The 22,175-nt window shown below is 39.3% G+C and carries 19 protein-coding genes; 4 read left to right on the top strand and 15 right to left on the bottom strand.

Annotated features, from left to right (window positions below; genetic code table 11):
* The first annotated feature begins 47 nt into the window (after positions 1-47).
* The 4 genes from rodA to IPM48_06925 all read left to right on the top strand — a co-directional run bounded on the left by rodA (position 48) and on the right by IPM48_06925 (position 4,416).
* On the top strand, positions 48-1,436 hold the full coding sequence (gene rodA / locus IPM48_06940; protein MBK9271317.1) for a rod shape-determining protein RodA: 1,389 nt from the start codon (positions 48-50) through the stop codon (positions 1,434-1,436).
* Complete coding sequence (gene tgt, locus IPM48_06935; protein MBK9271316.1) at positions 1,433-2,566, top strand: tRNA guanosine(34) transglycosylase Tgt; 1,134 nt, start codon at positions 1,433-1,435, stop codon at positions 2,564-2,566. The genes rodA and tgt overlap by 4 nt, the downstream gene beginning before the upstream one ends.
* Positions 2,566-3,672, top strand: coding sequence for an LptF/LptG family permease (locus IPM48_06930; protein MBK9271315.1), 1,107 nt, complete (start codon positions 2,566-2,568; stop codon positions 3,670-3,672). Before tgt ends, IPM48_06930 begins: the two co-directional genes overlap by 1 nt.
* A gap of 207 nt (positions 3,673-3,879) precedes the next feature.
* Positions 3,880-4,416, top strand: a complete 537-nt coding sequence (locus IPM48_06925; protein ID MBK9271314.1) for an RNA polymerase sigma factor — start codon at positions 3,880-3,882, stop codon at positions 4,414-4,416.
* Positions 4,417-4,822: 406 nt separating this feature from the next.
* Here the strand turns inward: IPM48_06925 and IPM48_06920 are convergent, their stop codons facing one another.
* The 15 genes from IPM48_06920 to IPM48_06850 all read right to left on the bottom strand — a co-directional run bounded on the left by IPM48_06920 (position 4,823) and on the right by IPM48_06850 (position 22,143).
* Positions 4,823-6,367 carry a redoxin domain-containing protein gene (locus IPM48_06920; GenBank protein ID MBK9271313.1) on the bottom strand — a complete coding sequence of 515 codons (1,545 nt, stop codon included), beginning with the start codon at positions 6,365-6,367 and terminating at the stop codon, positions 4,823-4,825.
* Between the two features lie 27 nt (positions 6,368-6,394).
* A complete protein-coding gene (locus tag IPM48_06915) occupies positions 6,395-7,276 on the bottom strand; it encodes a DUF2279 domain-containing protein (protein ID MBK9271312.1) in 882 nt (293 codons plus the stop codon).
* 112 nt (positions 7,277-7,388) lie between these two features.
* Positions 7,389-8,702, bottom strand: a complete 1,314-nt coding sequence (locus tag IPM48_06910; GenBank protein MBK9271311.1) for an adenosylhomocysteinase — start codon at positions 8,700-8,702, stop codon at positions 7,389-7,391.
* A 93-nt stretch (positions 8,703-8,795) separates the two neighbouring features.
* Positions 8,796-9,305, bottom strand: coding sequence for a class I SAM-dependent methyltransferase (locus IPM48_06905; protein MBK9271310.1), 510 nt, complete (start codon positions 9,303-9,305; stop codon positions 8,796-8,798).
* 37 nt (positions 9,306-9,342) lie between these two features.
* The gene (locus IPM48_06900) at positions 9,343-10,467 is read right to left on the bottom strand and encodes a glycosyltransferase family 4 protein (GenBank protein ID MBK9271309.1); all 1,125 of its coding nucleotides are present in this window, start codon (positions 10,465-10,467) and stop codon (positions 9,343-9,345) included.
* 1 nt (position 10,468) lies between these two features.
* The gene (locus IPM48_06895) at positions 10,469-11,653 is read right to left on the bottom strand and encodes a glycosyltransferase family 4 protein (GenBank protein ID MBK9271308.1); all 1,185 of its coding nucleotides are present in this window, start codon (positions 11,651-11,653) and stop codon (positions 10,469-10,471) included.
* Entirely contained in the window at positions 11,628-12,992 is a 1,365-nt protein-coding gene (locus tag IPM48_06890; protein MBK9271307.1) for a heparinase II/III-family protein, read from the bottom strand. Before IPM48_06890 ends, IPM48_06895 begins: the two co-directional genes overlap by 26 nt.
* 196 nt (positions 12,993-13,188) lie before the next feature.
* Positions 13,189-14,313 (bottom strand): UDP-N-acetylglucosamine 2-epimerase (non-hydrolyzing), encoded by a 1,125-nt coding sequence (wecB, locus tag IPM48_06885; GenBank protein ID MBK9271306.1) that lies wholly within the window; start codon positions 14,311-14,313, stop codon positions 13,189-13,191.
* A gap of 38 nt (positions 14,314-14,351) precedes the next feature.
* The gene (locus IPM48_06880; GenBank protein ID MBK9271305.1) at positions 14,352-15,299 is read right to left on the bottom strand and encodes a Gfo/Idh/MocA family oxidoreductase; all 948 of its coding nucleotides are present in this window, start codon (positions 15,297-15,299) and stop codon (positions 14,352-14,354) included.
* Complete coding sequence (locus tag IPM48_06875) at positions 15,296-15,883, bottom strand: N-acetyltransferase (GenBank protein ID MBK9271304.1); 588 nt, start codon at positions 15,881-15,883, stop codon at positions 15,296-15,298. The genes IPM48_06880 and IPM48_06875 overlap by 4 nt, the downstream gene beginning before the upstream one ends.
* 4 nt (positions 15,884-15,887) lie before the next feature.
* Positions 15,888-17,018 (bottom strand): DegT/DnrJ/EryC1/StrS family aminotransferase, encoded by a 1,131-nt coding sequence (locus IPM48_06870; protein ID MBK9271303.1) that lies wholly within the window; start codon positions 17,016-17,018, stop codon positions 15,888-15,890.
* A 115-nt stretch (positions 17,019-17,133) separates the two neighbouring features.
* Positions 17,134-18,435, bottom strand: a complete 1,302-nt coding sequence (locus tag IPM48_06865; protein MBK9271302.1) for a UDP-glucose/GDP-mannose dehydrogenase family protein — start codon at positions 18,433-18,435, stop codon at positions 17,134-17,136.
* A 65-nt stretch (positions 18,436-18,500) separates the two neighbouring features.
* Complete coding sequence (locus tag IPM48_06860; protein ID MBK9271301.1) at positions 18,501-19,790, bottom strand: nucleotide sugar dehydrogenase; 1,290 nt, start codon at positions 19,788-19,790, stop codon at positions 18,501-18,503.
* A gap of 232 nt (positions 19,791-20,022) precedes the next feature.
* On the bottom strand, positions 20,023-21,081 hold the full coding sequence (locus IPM48_06855; GenBank protein ID MBK9271300.1) for a PA0069 family radical SAM protein: 1,059 nt from the start codon (positions 21,079-21,081) through the stop codon (positions 20,023-20,025).
* Between the two features lie 75 nt (positions 21,082-21,156).
* Positions 21,157-22,143 carry a hypothetical protein gene (locus IPM48_06850; GenBank protein ID MBK9271299.1) on the bottom strand — a complete coding sequence of 329 codons (987 nt, stop codon included), beginning with the start codon at positions 22,141-22,143 and terminating at the stop codon, positions 21,157-21,159.
* Between the last annotated feature and the right edge of the window lie 32 nt (positions 22,144-22,175).

Here is a 22,175-nt window from a genome sequence, read left to right as displayed (position 1 = left end):
TCTTTAGAAAATATCTATTTTCTAAGTACCAAAACCAAGATGCATACATGGCAAGGCTGAAAGGTATAAAGACTGATTGGATAATACCCGCTGTGTATGCGAGTCTTTTGCTGATTGGTTGGGTAGCTCAATATTCTGCTACCAATATTTACAATGACCAATTGGACTTTTTGGATTTTCAAGTGCCCATCGTCAAACAAACTGTTTACATTTTTTTTGCCCTGGTTTTGTTTTTCATCGGACTTTCTGTAGATGGTAAATTCTGGCACACTTTTGCTTATTTGTTCTATGGGATCAGTCTTTTTCTTTTGATCCTGGTTCTTTTTATTGGTTCAGAAGTCAAGGGGGCAAAAGCCTGGTTTAATTTCGGTGGATTTTCATTCCAACCCTCGGAATTCTCTAAATTGTCCACCGCTCTCGCGCTGTCCAGCTATTTAAGTTATTTTAAAGTCAAACTGACAGAAATTAAGTATCAGTCCTACGCGCTATTAATTATATTCACTCCATGTTTATTGATCCTGATCCAACCGGATGCAGGCTCACTCATTACTTTTTTTTCGTTGTTCTTATTGCTATTTCTGGAGGGCTTAAACGCAATTTACCTTATTGCGGCCATTCTTCTGATTGCCATTTTTGTCGGCACCGTCCTTTTTCCCATTGAGTGGATTTTGTTTTCAATTTTATTATTAAGTTTTGGGTTTAGCTGGTATTACCTGAGACTATACAGATATCACTATTTGTTGGCAATCTTGCTAATGGGAATAGGGGTTTATCTGACTTACCAATTTGGAGTTTCTCAGGGTATTTGGTTTTTGCTGATTGCTCTGACTTTCTCTCTGGTCCTTCTGTGGCGGGCGAAACAAGAGAAACTGGCGATCATGTTGCCTATGTTTGCAATTGGCTTGGTGGGATTTGGTTTTGGCAGTAACAGCATTTACAATGGACTAAAGCCACATCAGCAAGAAAGAATAAAAGTTTGGCTAAAACCTTCAGAATGCGATCCCAGAGGTTCTCTGTACAATTTATTGCAATCCAAAGTAGCCATTGGTTCAGGAGGAGTTTTTGGAAAGGGTTTTCTGAATGGCAATATGACAAAACTGAAGTATGTTCCTGAGCAATCAACGGATTTTATTTTCAGCACAATCGGTGAAGAACACGGTTTTATTGGCAGTGCTGCGGTGATGATCTTATTTTTAGTTTTGATTTGGAGAATCTTTGCCCACAGCGTACAAATGGAATACAAATTTGGCTCATGTTTTGGTATGGCTCTGGCAGGATTTTTAGGCTTCCATGTGATCATCAACATTGGAATGACGATGGGCTTGGTTCCCATCATTGGGATACCACTGCCATTTATTAGCAAAGGCGGATCCTCCTTAATGGTCTTTTCTCTGATGTTGGGTATTTTTTTAAAATTCCAATCGAAAGGCAAATGACCTTATTTACTAAAATACATCAGGATCAGCATTCCAATGCCCGGGCAGGGATTTTGAAAACCGATAGGGGAGATCTCCAGACTCCTTTATTCATGCCTGTTGGAACATCAGCAACCGTTAAGGCTGTGCATCAAAAAGAATTGGATGAGGTGATCAAGGCCCAAATTATTTTGGGGAATACTTATCATCTTTATTTACGGCCGGGTATGGACATAATGCGGTCCGCCGGAGGCTTACATTCATTTATGGCTTGGGATAAACCTATTCTGACAGACAGTGGTGGATACCAGGTGTATTCGTTAAGCAGTCGGCGTAAAATCACCCCGGAAGGAGTTAAATTTCAATCTCACATTGATGGTAGCAGCCATTTTTTCTCCCCGGAATCTGTGGTGGATATTCAGAGAACCCTCGGCTCAGATATTATGATGGCATTGGATGAATGCACTCCCTATCCCTGCGACAGAAAATACGCACAAAAATCATTGAAACTAACCAATGACTGGCTTGAAAGAGGATACAAACGTTTTGAAGAGACCTCAGAACTCTATGGAAAAAAGCAGATATTCGTACCCATCTCACAAGGCTCCCTCTTCGAAGATTTAAGAAAAGCATCCAGTGAATTCAACGCCCAATTTGATAGCCCACTTTATGCCATTGGTGGTTTGTCTGTAGGGGAACCCGAAGAGGAATTATATAGAATGACCGAGGTGGCTACATCCAATATGCCCATCGACAGAGGAAGGTACCTTATGGGTGTAGGTACTCCTGCCAATCTTCTGGAGTGCATTGGGCTCGGGATTGATCTGTTTGATTGTGTATTGCCCACTCGCAATGCTCGGCATGGAATACTATATACCTCCGAAGGTACTGTGCATATTCGCAACCAAAAGTGGAAAGATGATTTCAATCCCATCGACCCAAATTCGATGGCTGAAACAAGCCGGACGCACACGAAAGCTTATCTACGGCATCTTTTCATGGTGTCAGAAATACTCGGCGCGCAACTTGCGAGCATTCAAAATCTAAGTTTCTATTTGCAATTGATGAAATCGGCAAGGGAACAAATTCTCACCGATCAATATATTCCCTGGAAATTAAAAACTATCTCTTTGATCAATCGTAAATTGTAATGAATTTATCAGCATTTAAATTGACCATAATTGATCGGTATATCATGGGGAAGTACTTCACCACTTTCTTTTTTACCATGATGCTGCTATCCGTAGTCGCTGTGGTATTTGATGTCTCAGAGCGAATCGAAAAATTTTTGAGCAAAAATTTGGGTTTCTGGGAAGTGACCACACAATATTACCTTAATTTCATTCCATGGATCAACTCCTTGTTGTTCCCACTTTATAGTCTGGTAACTGTCATCTATTTTACATCCAGGATGGCCGATCAAACAGAGATTATTCCAATGTTTGGTTCCGGTATGTCCTTCAAGCGTTTTTTGCGACCATTTATGTTGGCTTCTTTGACCATCACCCTTTTGCATTTGGGAGCCAATCATCTTTTGGTACCCAAAGGAAATCGGGTTTTGAGAGAATTTGAAAACAAACACATCAAAGCAAGCAATGTATATACCAGAGACCGCAATGTCCATTTATTTGTAGAACCCGGGGTAGAAGCTTTTGTGGTCAATTTTAGTGTGACTGATTCCTCCGGACAACAATTTATGCTGAGAAAGTACGATAGTTCCAAAATCATCCAAATTCTCACGGCCAAGACCATCAAATGGAAAGCAGCACCAGATCTGTGGACACTCAGGGATTATGAAATCCGAACCATGTTGGATACAATGGAGAGGTTTGAAATTTATTCCGGACAAAGCATGGATACTTCCCTGAATCTTCTGGTCTCAGATTTTGTAATCACTAAAAACCAAAAAGACATGATGCCTACTCCCGAATTGAGTCATTTTATTGAGCGTGAATTGGTTAAAGGTTCCGGAATCACGAGAAGTTATGAGGTGGAAAAACACCGCAGGACGGCAGACCCCTTCACTTCCTTGATCTTAAGTCTGATAGGAGCATGCATTGCCAGTAGAAAAGTAAGGGGTGGACTGGGACTCCATCTGGCGGTTGGTGTTATTTTGGGGGTTGTGTTTATTTTTCTGTCCAAACTGTCCATTACCATCGCCAACAGTGATGTTTTTAGTCCTTTGATTTCAGTTTGGATTCCCAATATTTTATTTTCAGGAGTGGCAATTTATAGTTATCATAGAGCCCAAAAATGATTTGATCAAAGAAGCAATCTTGAGAAATATTTAACTCACCGCAACAAAAGATTCTGTTGTATATTTGCGTTGTAAGTATAGAATAAATTGAAAATCAACAGAATATAATATTCAACTGATTTTTAATGAAATTTTAACTGTTTTTTGTTTAAGTTTTTTTTGCCAAAAATTAAACATGCGGTACCTTTGGAAAAATTATTAGAAGATATGTCCACGATCGAGTTTTACACTTCGCTAGACCAGCAATCACAGACTCTGCACAATTTTGCATTCAGTCTGACCAGAGATATGGAAGATGCCAAAGATCTTTATCAGGAAACTGCTTTCAGGGCATTGTCCAACCGCGATAAGTTTCAGCCCGGCACCAATTTTAAGGCTTGGCTGATCACGATCATGAAGAATATCTTCATTAACAATTACCGCCGGAAGGTAAAAGGTGGTATTGTAAGTGACAATAGTGAAAATCAATATTATCTCAATTCCATTAATAATTCAATCCTCAACAGCGCTGAATCTGACATAATGATGGATGAGTTGAATGGAATGGTCGAGAGTCTGGACGACTCTTTAAAAATACCTTTCCTGAGATATTTCCACGGTTACAAATATCAGGAAATTGCCGATGAACTCAAATTGCCACTTGGCACTGTAAAGAGCAGAATCTTTTTTGCCAGGAAAGCTTTGAAAAGTATGATTTCAAAGCACTACAGGATGTACGATGAGCTGGCAATTTTGGAAAACTAACGCCTGTTTTCCCAGTTTGAAAGTCCACAACTAAATACATTTCCACCCCCCTTTATTAATCATTGGTAGGCAGATTTTTATTCAAACCATTTGGATTAAAATGTTGATGTGCTTTGCCTTCGTCTATTAATTGATGGATAGGTCAAAGTGAATATCATCGAAATGGGATTTTGAGAAAATTCATTATTCCAAATGATGCATTGGAGTGTGGTATGATAGCGAAAATGGAAATACCACGAAGGCTTTTGATGAGAAGTTTTCATGGTGCAAAGCGGACGAATCAATTACAATGAAAAGTTCTCATTTTGAAGCCAATTTAGATAATATTAGAGCCTTCAATAAACAACTTGGGATTATTTATTGGGAAACCAGATTGTTTCAAAAAATATTTTCTGCAATCCAACCACTATTCCTGAATTCCCAAATCCTTGTTGATAATAAAACTCAGTTGATCGGTTTTTAAATTTTTACCGATGATTTTTCTTTCTTTATTCAGAACATACATTTCTGGAGTGATGTCCACCCAATACTTGGCATAAATAGATCGGTTGGTTGGGTCATAAACATTGGTCCAATCTTTGATGGCATACTTTTCCAAAAATTCTTTCCATTCCTGATCGTTGGTTTGGAGGGCAATTGCAAATACTTCCACCTTATCCTTCCACTCCTGATAAAATTTTCTGAGTTTGGGTGTCTCTTCCCTACAATGGTCACATTTTGGATCATACATGTATACAATCACATAGGGTTTTTTGATTTCATAAATGGATTTCGTCTGACCCATTGGATCTACAGATACCACATCCGGACCCTTGCGGTTGAGCAGGCTTGCCTGCATTTCCCACGCCTTCTTCCTAAGTTTACCCAGCTCAACAGAATCCAACCAGTAGGCATTCTCTTTGGTAAAATATTTGTCAATAATGTGAACGTAAACAGCCTCGCCATCCATTACTTTCGTCTTGGTAGGCTGATACTTTAAAGCGATCCAATTGCTGACAAATTGAAACATCTCTTTGTTGGCAAAAGATTTTTGAATGATCAGATCCGCATATTTTATAATAGAATCTGGATGCTGAACCGTAAAATCCACAATATATTTGTTGAGCTTGTTGACAATGACGGGTGTATAAATTAATCTGGGATCCGACATATCCACATTGTCCCAAAACTGAGCTTTAAAATATTGTAGCTGCACATTGCGATCTGGCTCTCCTTTTTCATTAAAAACTTCGACCAAATCAGGATTCTGTCCAGCAGACTTAAATTTGGTAAAAAAAGAATTGGGGTATTTTGATAGCAATAGTTTAACATGTTCCTTTCTCTCGTCGTTGATTTTCTTAAATGCCTCATCTACTAATTTTTGCGTGGACTCAACCCCTTCGTTGTTTTTCTTATATTGATTGATCGAATCAATGCGCTGGTCATGCATCTGTTGTAGTTTTAAAGATTCGTACAGCAGTACATTGTCCAGCGATCCTTCCACCTTCATGCTGTTAATCAGATCTGGCTTTTCAGCTTTCATGCTAAAATGCTGCTCACGATCAACCATCATGTGAAAATTGGTATAGTCGGGCAATATGATGTAAAAATATCCTGGCTTCAAAGGTGATTTTCTTTTAAATTCAAACTGTCCCAATTCATTCATCATGGTAGAATCGGCAATGTAATTCTGATCTGCAAAAACCCCTATCAATTTTACCTTGCCTGCTGTTCCACCTTTAATTTCAAATCTCAAATGACAGCTGTCTGTTTGTGCTCTTGCTTCCGGCCTTTGACAGAACAGATAAAAAAACATTAAAAAGAAAGACAAATTAACCTTGTCGACTATTATAAAATTTTTTCGCATACCAGTTTTTCGATTTTTAAAAATGAGTTCAATGATACAAACAATGAAATTTTGCCTTGCAAAATTAATACGAATACCTTTTAAACTACCTATTCCATTCAACATTAAGATAAATTTAGGAATGGAAAAAATTCATTTCCACCAATGCGCCCTGATTTGTCCCAAGGTATTGAACTCTAATGCAGGCGCTGGAATTTTGACTACCTGAACCATGCTCAAGAAGCTTCTCCACCATGGATTTTTGATCGGTATCTTTTTCAGATTTAGATCCAAAGAAAAGTAGATTTGAGAGTACCTTGGATACATGGATGGATCCAGTCTGATTTCAGAACCATCGGCTTCCGTCCACCTGTTTTGAAATCCTCCATACAAACCCTCTGCTCCATAACCAATGGCCAGGTTTAGCCAGGGGATTGGTGAAACCCACTTGCCAGGATGAAAAGACAACCAATAAATTTGACGGTTGTAATCTTTTAGAACGATTTGAGCCATGTTGTTGCCAAATAATTTTTTTCGCCTTTCTGAAATCAATTTCTCCATCGGATAGCAGGTAGCCGGAGCAGAAAATTTTATGCTGGCTATCTGCCTATCAAAAACTGCCTGTTGCAGCCCAAAGAATCCAACACCAAGCACATTTGCAGATACATCGGTCCATGAAAAACCCCAAGCCCGACTAAATCCATCGTACACTTCAACAGTGCTCAAAAAAAGCAAGGAAACACCCATTCCTGTCCAAATCGAAGTCTCTTTCGATTGACCTGTCCATCTTGCAAGCTGATAAATCAAATCGCTTTGAAAGTATCCGGAATATAAATGTCCCAATTTATCCATATACCTCCATTCAGCCCAGTCATTAAAACTTCTAAATCGACCCGTGTGAAAGTCTTTGTACCAGGCATGGTACAGGCCCACCGAAAAAGCCGAATAGCTAAGTGCAGACAAGCCCGCAGCGAGATAAACCCTTCCTGAATGAGAACTATCTGCAACTTGAATCCATCTTTTTTGTGCCTTCAAGCATCCAAGGTCACTGGCAAAAGATAATAAGCCCAATGCCAGATAAAAAATAAAAAAAATCCGCAACAAATTGCTCTGCCGCGGATAATTGATGTTGTATCGCACAATAAGATTAGTATCTGTAATATTCTGGTTTGTAGGGACCTTCCTTGGTTACGCCAATGTATTGCGCCTGATGGTCTTCCAGAACTTCAAGTTCTACACCAATTTTTTCAAGATGCAGTCTAGCTACCTGCTCATCCAGATGTTTAGGCAAGGTATAGACCTGATTGTCATATTTTCCATGGTGCTGCCACAACTCCATTTGGGCTATCACCTGATTGGTAAATGAATTGGACATTACAAAAGACGGGTGACCCGTGGCGCATCCAAGATTAACCAATCTCCCTTCCGCTAGAAGGAGAATGTCTCTTCCATCGACGGTGTATTTGTCCACCTGCGGTTTTATCTCCACTTTGGTGTGACCGTAATTCTGGTTGAGCCAGGATACATCAATTTCATTGTCAAAGTGGCCAATGTTGCAAACCACTGTTTTGTCTTTCATCATTTTGAAATGGCGGCCAGTAAGAATATCGCGATTGCCCGTAGCTGTCACGACGATATTGGCCATTTTTACAGCATTGTCCATTTTGAGAACCTGAAAACCATCCATGGCTGCCTGTAGTGCACAGATAGGATCAATTTCGGTCACAATCACTCGACAACCAGCTCCTTTCAAAGAGGCAGCAGAACCTTTCCCTACGTCTCCATAGCCTGCTACAACAGCCACTTTTCCTGCCATCATTAGATCAGTGGCACGGCGAATCGCATCTACGCAAGATTCTTTGCAACCATATTTGTTGTCAAACTTGGATTTGGTGACGGAATCATTGATATTTATAGCGGGCATCGGCAGTTTTCCTGATTTTGCACGGTCGTGAAGGCGCAATACACCAGTGGTGGTCTCTTCGGAAATACCTTTGATGCCGGCAACCAACTCCGGATAATGATCCAGAACCATATTGGTTAGATCACCTCCATCATCAAGGATCATATTTAGTGGCTTGCCATCCTTGAATGCGAAAAGTGTTTGCTCGATGCACCAGTCAAACTCCTCATTGTTCATACCCTTCCAGGCAAAAACGGGTATTCCTTTGGCGGCAATGGCAGCAGCCGCATGATCCTGGGTGGAAAAAATATTGCAAGAAGACCAGCTTACTTCCGCACCCAGTTCTATCAGGGTTTCGATCAAGACGGCTGTTTGAATGGTCATGTGGAGGCATCCAGCGATTCTCGCATCTGCAAGAGGTTTGGAATGGCTGTATTGCTCGCGAAGGGCCATTAATCCGGGCATTTCTGCTTCTGCAAGCTCAATTTCCTTGCGACCCCAATCTGCCAGCTGTATGTCTTTCACTCGGTATTTCAGATGATTTAAAACTTGTTCCATGAATTAAATATTTTTTGCAAAGTTAAAGGATGTTGATAAAAAATAAAGGATATTAACAGATTAAACGACAATTGGTTGGCAAAGATTGACATTCTAAACAGCGGTGAAAACCGGTTTGAAGTAAAACACCATTTCAGTACCGATAAGCCTTGGTAAAAATCGGATCCTAAAGCAGGTTTTACTCATTGGAAATTTCAATAGAAAAAGCTTATGATAGACTCCGTGTTCATGAAAAACATCAAAATTGAATCCCGTAGGGTGTAGAAGTCGTATGAATGGATTTCCTGAATTCCTACAGCTCAATACGAGCGTTGAATTCCTCCGATAACTCAGCTCGGATAGTAATTCTGTAGCCTTAATTTCATCCAGATGATCCAAAACACCAAGACACAAAATGATGTCAAAATGGTTACTGTCCTTCTTTAAATAATCAACCACATCGGATAAAATATATTCCACCGGAGTTGTATACAATTGATCATCCACTCCTGTATATGATTTTAAATGGTTAAAATGCTTCGTTTTACTCATGAGACATTGACCACAACCCAGATCTAAAACAGATTGGTTGATCCATTGGATTCCCTCAAGGATATGATTCAACCTTTTAATATAATAGGTCGCATTCTTTTGATAGATTTCAATTTTTTCCGGCATAAATTTGCTGATACAATTGATTCAGTAATTTGGAATAGAGACCTTCTATCATTGCAGATGAATATTGCATGACCACTGTTTTTCTATTATTTTGGCCGAGCTCTCTCATTTCTCTCAATGGTTTCTGGATATACTCCAATATTTTTTGATACAAGGCCATCGAACTTTTTGGAACAACCAAGTCAATATGGTCTGATATATCATTGCAGCCTACAACATTGGTCGTGATGACCGGCAATTCCATCGCCATGGCCTCCAATATGGCTTTTGGTCTTCCTTCGCGGTAGCTTGGCAATACAAAAAGATCAGCTCTGTTATATACCTGCACCATGTCATCTGAGTTACCGATATAAGAGACGATTCCTCGTTGAACATAATCCAAAAATCTGCGGTGCAACTTCCGATTTTTACTGATGTCTTTGTCATCTCCCGTAAGCTCAAAACTAATTTGTGGATAGATTCTCTTTAGCCATTCAGCTGCCTCACAGAATTCAAATATTCCCTTCTCAGGCAATATTCTTCCCGCAAATAAAATATTCTCAACTGGTTTTTCAATTTTTCCATTTGGACAAAAATAATGAACATCAACACCGGATCCAGGAAATACGGAAGACCTTGTCTCATCAACAAAGCCATTTTTTTGCATCCAATCCAAATCGTGTCTATTGTGAAAAACATTCCAAATACTTGTTATCAAAGAGATCCGATAAAATATACCGATGCCTTTTGATAGCAAAGAAGGATTTATAAAAAGAGACCCGAGACCCGTCAGATGTGAAACATAATTCAATTGCATGAATCTTGCAGCCATTCCGCCATAGATGTTCCATTTAATCGTAAAATGAAATACCAAATCAGGTTTTTCTTTCCTGTATATGTTCCAAATTTCACGAAGAAGCAAAAAATCACTCCAGGGACTAAATTTCCTTGGCTTCAAATGTTTGACAGGAATAAAAGAAAATTGAAATTCATCAAAAAGTTTTTCCAAATACTTATCCTCAGGACATAAAATGATCAGTTGATCTCCTCGGGCTTTTAAACTTCGCATGAGTGGTCTGCGAAAATTGAAAAGATTCCATGCCGAATTGGATGCAAGAATTACTTTCATTTCACACCTTTCTAAACTCCTTTAAGATTAAATCTGTCAACTCTCCTGATATTCTATTTCTGTCAAATGCTCTGATAAAATCAGGTCGTTCTAAAAGTCGATACTCAACATTCTTAAAGAGATTGATGGCTGCCTCTACATCACAGGGATCAAATATAAATACATTGGCCTTGACATACTTCTCCATAAATTCTTTGGCATATCCGGCCACTCCGGCAATAATGGGTATTTGAAAGCAAGCGTATTCAAACAGTTTGGAAGGAAGAACCTTTTCAAGGGTGCGGTAATTGTTCAAATGAATAAACAGAAAATGACTATGGGTATAATATTCCAATAAATTGATTCTTGGCACAGGATCGATCAATTGTACATTGGTGACATGCAATGCTTTCAATCTCTTACGCAACTTAATTTTAGCAGAACCGTCTCCTATGATTTTAAACAAATAATCAGATCCAAGCCTTAGTGCCAGTGATGGTATTATTTTTTCCAATCCCTGCGCTTCACCTATATTTCCAGCATAACAAATGGTGATGGGTCTACTTTCTATACTTGCTGAAGGGGAATGGCCCACAAAAAAATCATCAATTCCATTTGGATAAAAACTAATTTTGGTATTCTTCAGATAGTCCAGAGATTGGATAAATCCTTCAGAATTGACATTTATATTTGAGGCATACCGGAAACAAGGAATTTCAAAAAACTTTCTTATGAAATTAAAACTAATCCATCCGGGCAATTTCCACCGGATCATTTCCAATAGATTTTCCGCAAACAAATCCCTAATATCTAAAAATAGAATGGCCTTATTGCGTCTTGCTATTGTATAGGCAAGGTATGCCGTCATCAATTTAGAGGAAGAGGCAAAGACCATATCCATTTTCCAATTTCTTACCAATCGGAATACACCCCAGGCATAAAATAGAAAAGAGAAAATCTGTCGCAGAAATCCGTTATGATGTTGTGGCACAGAAACTCGAAAGATTTTTACGTTTCCGCGATCTTCAAAATCCGGTGCATGCAATTTTGTGCCCTGATAGCGATTGGGTGTTGATACAATCACATAGACTTCCTCGTCCACTCTAAGTTTATTCTGCAGATTGCGGACAATAGAACTGTTCCGAAAAGAACCCGCACCAAAATCTGGTTCAAAATAATAACTAAGATAAAGTAACCGCTTCTTCATTCCAAATAATCTGAGTGCGCAATTCTCCTATAAATACAACTTCCAGTCTGACTGAAGATATCAGTTTGTTAAAATCCAAGGCTTGAAAATAAGGAACCAACTTAACAAACAGAGGCCCTTTAAATTCTATCGTACATTCATTTAGTTTAAAACTTTGGGGTCCAGTCTGTGTCAGCTTCTCTTTCAGGGTATAATCAAAGTGAAAGTAAGCAGTGCCTCTCTTATCTGCATCCAATTGATCCAGTATTTCAAAACCATCCGCTGAAAAAATAAAAGAACGTATATGTGTAAAATGTACAGCATTTATCACAGCCTTTAAAACCATTTCGTCGTCCTGGATGAGTGTTAGTTTTGCCCGTTTACCAAGCCTAAAAAAGGACCAAATATCAGATTGATTGTCATGGTTTGAGACCACCGTGTTGTGGAAATGGCTGGACTTCTCTTCTAGCCGACGATCCTGCAGTTCATAAGTGGAAACTCCGGTATCTACCAACAACATTTTTCCATCCTGTCTCCACTCAAAATGCATTTGATCTGCATGGGCGTGTCCAGCTTGGTAAGAAGGAGAAATATTACCTGCATTCACCCAAATTGTATTGGAACTGAAGTTAAACTTTCTATACCCACATTGTCCTAATTGAATGCGATCAACTGCAATCCCCAATTGATCACATGCCCATTTAATTTCTTTGATTTTTTCCAATGAGGCTCTTGTGCTGTCCTGGAAAGGAGGAATGTAATTGGAATCATCCATCATTGTACACATCCAGGAATACATTTTTGAAACAATGGGTGTAATTTGGACAAATAGATAGGAGGAAGGTTCTCTAATACAACCGTACAAACACAAGAGTAAGCCCAATATTTCCAGATGGTACATCGTGCTTCGCTCGTAGTGCATCCCATCAATCGTGATCTGACGGTTTAGTTCACAGACAAGTTCCCGATGCACTTCATCGTCATCTTCAATTCCCAACATTAGCTTAAAAAAACTCAATGCAATTCTGTTGATGAGTAAATGGTTGGCATCAATATGGTATTCAACATTATCCTTCAACCATTGATTTTGAAGACAAACTGCATTTATAATATCAGGTCGGTACTGCTTATGGTGAGAAATAAATAAACAGGTATAAATCATTCTCATAGAACAAGGAAAAGCCTCAGGTGGCAACTCGCCACTTTGGATTTTCTCAGAAAGATCTGCCAACCATTGTAATTTTACCGATACATCTAGATCGCAATCCAACAAAAACTCAGCATATTTCAAATGATAATTCCACAATTTCCCCTTCGACACTTCATTCCAATTCAATCCATTCTCAAATGAATGTTCCAAATTCAATAAACATATAACAGGAGGTTGCGTACCGAAAACACATTTCTTCTTCGGTAAGTATTTTGGATTCAATTCCACAAAAATTTGTGATTTTTCAACTATACCCCAATTCTTTGTAAAAGAATATTTAATCCGATACCAAAGCTGAAAAAAAACTTGTCGCAGTTTGAGATGTAGAATGGTATAAAAATAATTTTTAATGGTTTGCATAAGTTTTACTGTTCAACCCATGCAATAATATTTCATAAATGCGCACTGCTGCCCTGCCATCCCACATTTCTGGAACTTGGGACTTTTTATACTTCTTTGCTACGATCTGATCCAATAAATCCATGATACGATCCACATCAAGATCTGGAATCAGTGTATTGCTACCTTCATCCACTGTAATCGGTCGCTCTGTCGATTTTCTCAAAGTAATACAGGGAATTCCAAGATAAGTTGTCTCCTCTTGTATGCCACCGGAATCGGTTATTGCCAGAAGAGAAAATCTAAGTAAGTTGATAAACTCCAAATATCCCAGAGGCTCTGTTAATATCAGATGTGGCAGGTCAATCAATGAATCAAACAAACCAAATTCGATTAATTTTTGTTTGGTCCTAGGATGTAGTGGAAAAATTACTTTCATTCCAATTGGCAGCATCCGTTTCAGGATGTTCAATATTCGGTCTAAACCCAAAGCAGAATCTACATTGGAAGGTCTGTGCATGGTCATCATCATATATTTCCCTGGCTCAATACCCAGCTCCTTTAATTTTTCTAAGCCTGAGGTCTCATTCTGATAATACACCAGAGAATCAATCATACAATTTCCAACAAAGAATATTTTCTCTTCGGGAATATTCTCCTTGATCAAATTTTTTTTTGCTACGCATTCTGTGGTGAATAAAAAATCAGATAGCTGATCGGTCAGAATCCGATTGATTTCTTCTGGCATGCTCCGGTCAAAAGAGCGCAAACCAGCCTCAACATGCGCCAGTTGAATGTCCAGTTTGTTTGCAACCAAAGCACAGGCTAAAGTAGAAGTAACATCGCCGACTACGATGACAAGATCAGGCCTCTCTTTTATTAAAACAGGCTCAAAAGCCAACATGATTTTTGCACTGACTTCGGTCGGTGTTCCATGACCGACGCCTAAAAAATAATCTGGTATCGGCAAGGAGAGTTGTTCGAAAAAGACTTGGCTCATCTTTTCATCAAAGTGCTGTCCTGTATGAACAATAATTGATTGTATGGACTCATTTTTTTCTGAAAAAATCCGGTGGAGAGGTGCGACCTTTATAAAATTTGGTCTTGCTCCAACTACACTCAGGATTTTCAGTTTTTTCATTCAGGCAATGATTGAACCAATCTTTAATTTTATTTTAAAGTTGCCGCCAAAGGATGATACTCGCCTGTCAGTCCGATGGGAGTAGAATTGCGGATGGCGTAAACGGTTTCGATGGACGGTCTGGATTCTTCCAGACCAAATCCTTGACCTTCTAAAATGTGTTGATAAGATATGGTATGCAAGTCTCCAAACCCTTCACTAAATTCAAATTCTTTTCCATTGATTAATAAAGCTCTAAAGGTTCTTTTCCCGGCCGACTTAACCACTTCCGGCAATGTGTGGTAATCAATACTCAAAAAATACCTCACTTTCGCCCGCTCGTATTCCAAATAACCTGCTACACGATCCGGCGCTTGAAGATGTACTATTTGATTCTGTAATGAACCAAACAACCAGGCCAGAAGATCATAAAAGTGAACTCCAATATTCGTAGCGATTCCTCCGGATTTACTGACATCACCTTTCCATGAACTGTGATACCATTTACCGCGCGATGTAATGTAGGCAAGATCAACCTCATACTTTTTGGTACTGGCATCTGATAGAATTTGATTTCTCAGTTCAATGACTTTTGGATGAAGCCTTAATTGAAGTATGGTATTGACTTTATGTCCTGTTTCATTGGATATTTCCTGTAAGGCATCGATATTCCATGGATTTAATACCAGGGGTTTTTCACAAATTACGTCAGCTCCAAGTCTTAAACCAAATCGGATATGAGCATCGTGTAAATAGTTGGGAGAACAAACGCTTAAAAAATCAATTCCATTTTGATTTCTCTTGATTTTTTCCAGATGGCGATCAAACCTTTCAAACTCAGTAAAAAAACTGGCTTCCGGAAAATAGCTATCGATGATACCAATGGAATCATTTTTATCATAAGCAGCTACCAAATCGCCATTGTTTTCAAGAATCGCTTTCATATGCCTGGGTGCAATATATCCCGCAGCTCCAACCAATGCAAATTTTTTATTCATGGTTTAATTCGAGTTACACGATGATTCTTCAGAAGATAGGATTGACCGGATTCAGAGCAAGTTGCTAGTCCATTGGCATCAAATTTCAATTTTTGACCATATTCGCTCATCCAACCTGATTGTCTTGCTGGATTTCCAACCACCAATGCATAGGCCGGAACATTTTTAGTCACTACTGCCCCTGCTCCAATAAATGCATACCGACCAATGGTAATCCCGCAAACAATCGTAGCGTTGGCTCCAATGCTTGCTCCAAATTCCACCAGGGTACTTGCGTACTGCCCTCTTCTATTGACACTGCTCCTAGGATTAATGACATTTGTAAATACCATGGAGGGTCCAAGAAATACATCGTCCTCGCAAATTACTCCTGTATAGATCGACACATTGTTTTGAACTTTGACACGATTGCCAAGAATCACTCCAGGACTAACGACTACATTTTGCCCAAGATTGCATTCTTTTCCAATCTTACATCCACTCATCATATGACTGAAATGCCAAATTTTGGTGCCTTCCCCGATTTCACAGCCTTGATCAATCACTGCTGATTCATGAGCAAAGTATGTTTTAGATTCTTCCATTTGACTACGATAAAAACTGGAGCACTTCGCCTACAATATAATCCTGTATTTCGTGATTTAGTTCAGTATGCATCGGAAGAGAAATCACTTCTTTACAAAGTTTCTCTGTCACTGGCAATTGTATATTGGTCTGGCTCATAAAAGGTAAAAAGGCCTTTTGCTCGTACAAGGGAAGAGGATAGTATATTCCGCATGGAATTCCCTTTAAGCTTAGATATTCTTTGAGCGCATCTCTCCTGCCGTTGGTAATCCTCAATGTGTATTGATGAAAAACATGTGAACTGTGAGCATTCCGAAATGGAGTTACCACGTTCGCACAATCTTTAAAAAGCTGATCGTAATAATCTGCTGCCTTGATTCGCGCTGCGGCGTATTCGTCCAGATGATTTAATTTAATGTCTAATATTGCTGCCTGAATGGCATCTAATCTGGAATTAACCCCAACCACATCATGATAATATTGCTTTGATTGGCCGTGGTTGGCAATCATCGCAATTTTTTTTGAGAGATCTTCGTCTTGGGTGAATATAGCACCTCCGTCACCGTAACATCCCAGATTTTTGGATGGAAAAAAGGAGGTGGAACCAATGTGTCCTATGGTGCCTGTCTTTTGTTTTCGACCATCGGAGAAAAAATAGTCAGAACCAATGGCCTGGGCATTGTCTTCCACAACATACAAATGATGCTTGCTTGCCAGATCCATGATGGATTCCATATGGGCGGACTGGCCGAATAAATGAACAGGTACAATCGCTTTTGTTTTGGCAGTAATTGCATGCTCAATATGATTTACATCGATGTTAAAATCATCCGGATTGACATCTACCATCACCGGCCTTAGTCTCAACAAAGCGATCACCTCAGCCGTAGCTACATAGGTAAACGCCGGAACGATCACCTCATCACCAGGTTCAAGGCCAAGTGCCATGAAAGCGATTTGCAAAGCATCAGTTCCATTGGCGCAGGGAATTACATGCTTTACACCTAGGTATTTTTCCAGATTTTCCTTAAAGGATTTGACTTTTTCACCTCCAATAAAGCTGGTGCTTTCCATGACCTGAATCACTGCCTGATCTATTTCAGTTTTTATTTTATGATACTGGCTGGACAAATCCACCATTTGTAGTTTATTCATTGCTTATTGCATTTTTATATTACCTTCCACGGAGAAAGAATTCTCCACCATCTGATTGTATTTTAATAGATAAAAACAAATCACTTTAATCCTGAATCAAATGATGAATAAAACATTATCTCCCTACACTAAAATAATCAAAACCTAAATTTTTCATCTCCTCTGGATCGTACACATTTCTTCCATCTCCAATCAATTTATGATTCATCCTTGAAGTCAATTGATCAAAATCAGGTGATCTGAATTCACTCCATTCTGTCATGATCAACAATGCATCAGCTCCATCCAATGCATCATACATACCTTCTGCGTATATCAATCGATTTCCAAATTGAGCGCGCACATTGTCCATTGCTTCCGGATCATACACACTAATCTGAGCGCCCTTGCCGAGATAAGCTTCAATCATTTCTAGTGCAGGCGACTCCCTAATATCGTCTGTATTCGGCTTGAAAGCAAGACCCCAAACTGCAAGTCTTTTTCCTTCCAGCGATTCACCCAATCGGTTGTACAATTTTTGACTAAAAAAATTCTTTTGAAGTTGGTTTACTTGCATCACTGCTTCAAGAATGCGGAAGTGGTAATCGTGTTGCTGGGCTGTTTGGTAAAGAGCCTTTACATCTTTCGGAAAACAAGAGCCTCCATATCCGATTCCAGGAAATAAAAATCGCTTTCCAATTCTATTGTCTGAGCCAATTCCAAGGCGAACCATATCCACATTGGCTCCAGTCTCCTCACACAAATTGGCCATCTCGTTCATAAAACTGATTCTCATCGCAAGATAAGCATTGGCAGCATATTTTGTCAATTCCGCGCTTCGCAAATCCATTAAATAAATTGGGTTTCCCTGCCGAACAAAAGGTTCATACAATTGCTTCATGCGCTGTGCTGCCCTTTCAGATGAGGTGCCGACTACCACCCTGTCAGGTCTAAGAAAGTCTTCTACTGCAACACCTTCCCGCAAAAATTCCGGATTGGATACCACATCAAAAAGATCTGCTGGCAGTGATTCTTCTAAAATTTTTTGTACTTTCTCAGCTGTGCCAACAGGTACAGTACTTTTGTTAACAATGACTGTATAATGTTCAATCAATGCGGTCAGCTGTTTAGCAACAGACAAAACATAACTCAAATCTGCCGACCCATCCTCACCGGGTGGAGTTGGCAATGCCAAGAATACAATTTCTGCATTTTTAACCGCCACAGTTAGCTCTGTTGTAAAACTTAACCGATGACTCTTGGTATTTCTGTCGATCAATAGATCCAGTCCGGGTTCGAAGATAGGGACCACTCCTGCGCGAAGTTGTGCTATTTTTTCATGGTTGTTGTCGACGCAAATAACATGATGGCCTGTTTCGGCAAAACAAGTCCCTGTGACCAATCCCACGTATCCTGTACCAATCACTGCAATTTTCATCTTTGCAGAAATTTAAGAACGACTGTATGATATATCGAGGGGTACATTTTTTTTTACTTCTTCGTTTACAATCTCCAATAATGAATATTGTGTGGCTTGGGTGATACCACCGCTTTAAGATCAATCAAAACAGGATCCTCTCCCATAAATTGGGTGTAATATTCAGCTGTTTTGTTTTTGTAATCATCATGTGCCACAGCGACAATGACCGCATCGTATTTGTTGGAAGGTGCTTTCAAAAGCCGAATATTATATTCTTCCCATGTTTCTTCAGTGTCTGCGTAAGGATCTACTACATCCACAAAAACAGAAAAGGCTTTAAGCTCATTGACTAAATCTGCCACTTTAGAATTTCGAATGTCTGCAACATTTTCCTTAAAGGTCATTCCCATCACCAAAACACGACAGTTGCCAGGATTTTTCTTCTTGCCAATCAATATTTGAATCAGTTTTTTGGCTACAAATGCCGGCATTCCATCATTGATTCTTCTCCCGCTTAGAATTACTTGCGGGTCATAACCCAATTCCATCGATTTGTGGACCAAATAATAAGGATCCACGCCAATGCAATGCCCTCCGACCAAACCAGGATAATACTTTAGGAAATTCCATTTGGTACCTGCGGCTTCTATCACTTCCCGGGTGTCTATTCCCATTTTATCAAAAATCATGGATAGCTCATTCATAAACGAAATATTGAGATCCCGTTGTGTATTTTCGATCACTTTTGCAGCCTCAGCTACTTTGATGGAACTTGCTCTATAGATGCCCGCAGTGATAATTTCACCATATACCTTTGCAATATTTTCAAGTGCTTCCGGATCGCTCCCGGAAACGATTTTAAGAATATCCCTAATGGTTTTTGATTTGTCACCGGGATTAATTCTTTCAGGTGAATAACCCAACTTAAAATCCTGCCCAAGGCTCAATTTGGAATGCTTTTCCAAAACCGGTAAGCAATCTTCTTCGGTACAGCCGGGATAAACCGTCGATTCAAAGATCACGTAATCTCCTTTTTTTAATGACTTTCCAACAATTTCTGATGCAGATAAAATGGGTTTTAAATCAGGCACTTTGTGTTCATCTACCGGAGTCGGAACTGCTACAATAAAAAAGGAAGCAGCATGCAAATCAGATGGATCATCGGTAAAATGAATATCAGCTCCAATGAATCCATCTGGTTTGATTTCATGAGAGGGATCAATTGAGCGCTTCAGTTTCTCGATTCGATCGGGTTTGATGTCAAATCCAACCACACTGAATCTGCGGGCTAATTCCAAAGCAAGCGGCAAACCAACATAACCCAGACCAATTACAGCGATGGAGGATTCTTTGGATTTGAGTTTTTGGTAGATCATGCCCTATTGTATTTACTGAAATGGGCCCATGTCATCGGCATTTGCGATTGTGGTCAACCCCACCCAACCGCAAAAGTATCAAATATAAAGAATAGTTATTATAAGAATAGCTTGAAATAATATATTAAATTTAAAATTAATATATAATATACTATATTTAAATTATATATAGTTAAATTCTTTAGCTTATGGGCTCCGTTAAAAAATGAACTTGGCAATGGTATCGCTTTTACCAAAGGGTTCGCATACCATTTCTCACAGGCCTGAACAATTCAGAAGAAAGACCAGGCAACTCTTTGGTTTTGAAATATTTTGATTTTGCCAAAGAAAACTGCTGCTTAATGATGTCAGCAAAATGTCCTTCACCCTTCATTCTGACACTAAACCGGCTATCAGAAATGCTGCCTCCATGACAAGATCTGATTTGATTGAGAATTTTATTTTTTCTTTCCGGCATTTGTTGATCCAGCCAATTCTCAAAGATGATACCCAGATCCCCATTGAGTCGAACGATCTGATAGGAACAACTGATAGCGCCGGCTTCTCCGGAAAGCTTTACCATATCCATTATTTCATGATCGTTAATCCCGGGAATGACTGGTGCCAACATGGCATGGACTGGTATTCCTTGTTGGGTCAGGACTTGAATCGTGTTTAATCTCATTGGAATGGATGAAGCCCTGGGCTCCATTAATCTTCTGGTTTCATCTGTTGCCGCGGTGATACTAATGGCTACGCGCACAAGGTTCAATTCTTGCAATTGCACCAGCAAATCCAAATCTCTTTTAATCAAAGCATTTTTTGTGATGATCATGACCGGATGCCTGAGCTCTAGCATTAGTTCAAGAATACTTCTGGTCAGTAGATACTTTTTTTCAATGGGTTGATAACAATCGGTATTACCCGATAACATAATGGGCTTTGGGACGTATTTTTTGGCATTCAGCTCTTTTTTAAGAATGTCAATCGCATTGGATTTGACAAGAATCTTTGTTTCAAATTCATCTCCGGCACTATACCCCCAGTAGTTATGGGTCGGTCTCGCGTAACAATATGTACAACCATGTTCACAACCCTGATAAGGATTGAGCGAATAATCCATGGGTAAATCAGGACTTTTGACCACATTGATCATCGATTTGGCCTTAACTTCAATACAAATTGTCTTTGAAGAAATGTCCTCCTTTTCCAACTCCTGATCCAATTCTGTATCCAAGTCGTAATTGTTCATCAGGTATTTATTGGGAACATGTAGAGATGAACCCCTTGAAGGAAACTTTGTTGGCATATTTTTACTGGTCGAATAATTCGACAAATATACCCTTTTTTTTCGTCCGGTATTAAAAAGGTCGAAAATATATTATTAAAGCAGGATTGAGTTTTCAGGTTCAGGTTTTGGCGGAAGCTCTGTCTCACCCAAAATTTCTTTTATATCTCTTTCGATGTTGGTACAAATGGTGCTGATGGGAATGTCATTGACTGCATTGTCGAATGGGTTTTCACTGAACTCTCCGATCTGTTCCATGGTATAAAAAACCCAGGAGATCAGCATGGTAAATGGGATCGTCAGCCAAACTCCATATGGCCCTAATGCACTCAGGTCTTTTAACAAACCAAAAGGCAATAAAAAAATAAACAAAACCACGAAGACCCTGCTAAAGATACTGTATTGTCGAAACAAAGGAGTTGTTTTTATTCTTTCACAACCACCCTGGTGATTAAACAATTCTCCAATCAATCTCACCAGATCACTGTGTTCGAAATCATCAATTTGTTTTTCGTTTTTCAATTTTTTGAGTTGCTTGATCTGAATATTCAACAGAATGGATGCGGTATTCTGTTTGGACTGCAGGATCTCGTAATACTGCATTTTATGGTGGCGCTCTAATATTTTCTTCAAGCCTGCATCAAATTCTTCCAATTCTTTGGATTCTCCTACATACGCCTGGTGCAGATTCTCCTTGCTGGTGGCCCACGGGATGGTTCTCCGCAATTGCAGACGAAGTATATTGATATAAGCAATGTGTCTCAACATAAAATCCTTGACAAATGCCTTGTCTGCCACCACAGCAGCCATCATGCACGCAAGACTCCGACTGGTATTTGTGATACCTCCCCATAATACCCTTGCCTCCCAAAGTCTGTTGTAAGCCTGGTTGTTTTTAAAACCGACATAAAACGCAACTGCGGTACCAATTGTACCAATGGGCAAAAATGGAATGCTGATAAAATCACAATCCAAATATTCATATCCGAGCACCGCAAGAATGCTGATAATCATGGTGCGGAACAGATTTTTTCTGGCAAAATGCCACAATAATTCAAACTTAAATACTTTTCCTGTATACATATAGTAATATTAAATAGTAAATAATAAAGAAT

The sequence above is a fragment of the Saprospiraceae bacterium genome (assembly GCA_016715965.1).
Lineage (GTDB): Bacteria > Bacteroidota > Bacteroidia > Chitinophagales > Saprospiraceae > Vicinibacter.
The sequence above is the reverse complement of the archived record's forward strand: the minus strand, read 5'-3'. Positions and strand labels throughout refer to the sequence as shown.